This is a genomic window from Clostridium sp. (genome assembly GCF_036639235.1).
Lineage (GTDB): Bacteria > Bacillota > Clostridia > Clostridiales > Caloramatoraceae > Clostridium_AB.
Genome location: NZ_JAVWJB010000087.1, coordinates 1 through 3,681 on the forward strand (window position 1 = coordinate 1; position 3,681 = coordinate 3,681).

The 3,681-nt window shown below is 34.0% G+C and carries 2 protein-coding genes; both read left to right on the forward strand.

Annotated elements, in window-relative coordinates; genetic code table 11:
- The first annotated feature begins 126 nt into the window (after nucleotides 1-126).
- Nucleotides 127-930 carry a GerMN domain-containing protein gene (locus RR539_RS10540; RefSeq protein WP_332483853.1) on the forward strand — a complete coding sequence of 268 codons (804 nt, stop codon included), beginning with the start codon at nucleotides 127-129 and terminating at the stop codon, nucleotides 928-930.
- Between the two features lie 67 nt (nucleotides 931-997).
- Nucleotides 998-3,681 (forward strand): UPF0182 family membrane protein (locus tag RR539_RS10545; protein ID WP_332500425.1); only part of this gene is annotated, 2,684 nt, incomplete at its 3' end.

Here is a 3,681-nt window from a genome sequence, read left to right on the forward strand (position 1 = left end):
TGTAAAAATTAAAAGGATAAAAATACATAGAATTTTATTTTTTGGACATAATAGTAATAACAAGTTAAGTAGAGGTGTTTTATGAGAAGAAGGCATTTTTTATACATACTGGTTTTTACTATTTTTTTGTCATATTTTTCAGTTATACTTTTTAAAGAGACATCATTTTTTCAAAGCAAGTCAGGCTATGATGAGCTAGCTATTGAGACTAGAAGTAATTCTCCTATGAATATTGATTTTCAGGGTTATATACCATCAAGTGATAATACCCTAACTCCCCATATTATTAAGGTATCTAACAAGGGGAACCTATACGAGAATCTAATTACAGCATTAATTAACTCTTCAAGGGAATATTATGCTAAGGATGCTCAGGTTGTATCTGTTGTTCGTGAGCGTTCTCTTATTAGAATTAAGTTATCTAGCGGATTTAGAAGCGATATTACTGTAGATGAAGAGAAGCTGAACTTAGTTCTCATGTCTATAGTTAATACTGTTACTGAGATTACAGGGATAGATAAGGTAGAGATATTTTCAGATGGCAACAGAATTAAGTGTAAGGGTGTAGATACATTTAAGAGGGATGTTAAGCATATTAATATTAAGGTTTTTGCTTCACCATCTGAGGCTCTTAGGGAGCAGATGGATACAGAGAAGGGTGGAGACTTTTTTAAGGCATATAATCTTATGTCCCCTATAAAAACTAGCCACAGAAAAATGCTTCATGAATATATTAAAGAGATGGAGGAAATAAAGTCTATTGGATTTTTAAGTGGAGGTTATAAGATTAAGAATACGTCTATTAACGGAAACGAAGCTGTAGTTGAGGTTGAATTTATTAATAAGGGGCCTAGTGGAGAGGTAGTTGGGTCTTCAATAGTTCCTATTAAGTGTATTCTTATTAACAAGGGATGGGTAGTTGCTTGGTAGTCCTAAGATTGTTATGTATGGCATAATTATGTTATTATAGGTATATCAAAGTATAGGAGGCTGGAGAATGAAAGATTACCTTTATAAAATTATAGGGGCAATTGTTATTCTTGGGGTTATTATAGTTGTATCATCAGGATTTATTGTTGATGTACAATGGTTTAAAGAGGTTGGATATACAAGTGTATTCTTTACAACCTTAACCACTAAGATTTTAGTATTTGTTCCCACATTCGTAATATTTTTTGCTTCGATTATGTTCTACATTAAGACGCTTAAGACTAAGTTTATTCATTATATTGACGATGTAGATTTCGGATTTAATATTACCGGTGTAACTAATAAGCTTATTGCTGGAATTTCAGCAGTTGTTGCACTTGTAGTATCACTTATGTTTACCCAGAATTTCTGGTATAAGATTCTAGAGTTTATTAATGCGACGCCAACAGGGGTTAAGGACCCAATATTTTCATTAGACGCATCATTTTACATGTTTAAATTACCATTAATTAAGTCAATTCTATCACTACTAATGTTTATTGTTGTGGTATTAGGAATTATAGCTCTAATATTCTACTTTACTGTTAAGGCTCAAGAAGGTATTAATGGACTAAGTGGAGTTATAGACCTTGAAAAAGGCAAGAAGGAAGCATTTATTGCAAGACAGTTAGCAATTCTTGGAGCAATACTTCTTGTATTTATAGCTATAGTATTTGGTATTAAAGCTTTAGAGCTTGTATATTCACCATCAGGGGTTACCTATGGAGCTGGATATACAGATATTCACGTTTCATTACCTGCTTATTTAATAATTGCTGGAGTATGTATTATTGCTGCAGTGGTATTTGCTTTTTCAGTTATTAAGAAGAAGTTTAAGCCTATTATTTATTCAGCAGGATTAATAGTTGTTCTTGTTGTTCTACAAGGTATTGCAGCTGGTATTGTAGAGAAATTCGTTGTTACCCCTAACGCTAGGGATAAAGAGATGACTTACATTGCTAACAATATTGATGCAACTAGAAAGGCCTTTGGACTTAACAATATAGAACAAAGAGACTTTCAGGTACAGAGCAATTTAACTTCTAAGGATATAGAAAATAGTAAGCTTACTATAGATAACATTAGAATTAATGAGTTCGAACAAACTGGTGAGGTGTATAACCAGATTCAAGCTATAAGAAACTACTATAAGTTTAACAATATTGATATTGATAGATACAATATTAACGGAAAGCTTCGTCAGGTACTTATAGCACCTAGAGAGCTTGATAACTCAAACAGAGAAGAGAAGTTCCAAACATGGCAAAACAAGCACCTTTTCTATACACATGGATATGGAATAGTTGCTTCATATAGTAATAGTGTAGGACCTACTGGACTACCTAACTTTATTTCTAAGGATATACCTGTTCAGGGACCGATTAAGGTTGATAAGCCACAGATTTACTTTGGGGAGCTTACCAATGATTACTCTATAGTTGGGGCTAAATCTAACGAAATAGACCACCCATCAGGTAATGAGAATAAGGAAACAAGATACGATGGTAAGGCGGGTATTAAGCTTAACTTTGCCAATAGAGTATTATTTGCAATAAATCAGCAAAGTCTTAACTTCCTACTTTCAAGTGAAATAACTTCAGAAAGTAAAATTATTCTTCATAAGAATATAGTTGAGAGAGTTAAGAAGATTGCTCCATTTATTCAGTATGATTCAGATCCATATATAGTAGCTTCAGAGGGGAAACTATACTGGATTATTAACGGATATACTAAGAGTGATAAGTACCCATATGCTGAGAAGTATGATGATATTAACTACATTAGAAACTCAGTTAAGGTTGTAGTTGATGCATATGATGGAAGTGTTGATTTCTACTTAGATGACAAGACTGACGTTATAGCTAACACTGTTAACAAAATGTACAAGGGTCTATTTAAGGATATAAGTCAAATGCCTAAGGACCTTCAAAGTCACCTTAGATACTCAGAAGATGTATTTATGGTTCAATCAAAGGTTTATGAGAAGTATCATATGACTAATCCTATGATATTCTACAACAACGAAGACCTTTGGAGCATTGCTAAGTACAAGGCTACAGATGGTAAGGACTCACAGGTTAAGCCTGTTTATCAGCTAATGAAGCTTCCAGGTGATAAGCAAGAGAAGTTCCTTCTAACTATACCTTATACTGTTGCTAAGAAAGAAAATATGGTATCTTGGTTAACTGTTGAAGCAGATGCTGCTAAGTCTAAGCTTGTACTACTAAAGTTCCCAAAAGAACAGGCAGTATATGGACCACAGCAATTTAATTCTAAGATTAACACAGATACAGATATATCACAGGAACTTACACTGTGGAGTCAAAGAGGTAGTGAGGTTAAGTTTGGAGAGGCTAACATAATTCCAATTAAAAATAGTCTTCTATACGTTAAGCCATTATACCTTAAGGCCCAATCAGGTAAGGGACTTCCTGAACTTAAGAGAGTAATAGTTCAATATGGTGATAAGATAGTTATGGCTGAGGATATTCCTCGTGCACTAGGAAAGCTATTTGGAGCTGATATTAATGACGATACTCAGGTAGCACCACCTACAGAAGGGGGAACGCCTCAGGTAGGAGAGACTCCTTCACAAATGGTTAAGAAGGCTTCTGATCTTTATAATAAGGCTGTAGAAGCACAGAAGAAGGGTGACTGGGCTGCTTATGGTAATTACCTAAAGGAACTAGAGTCACAACTTAACAAATTAGA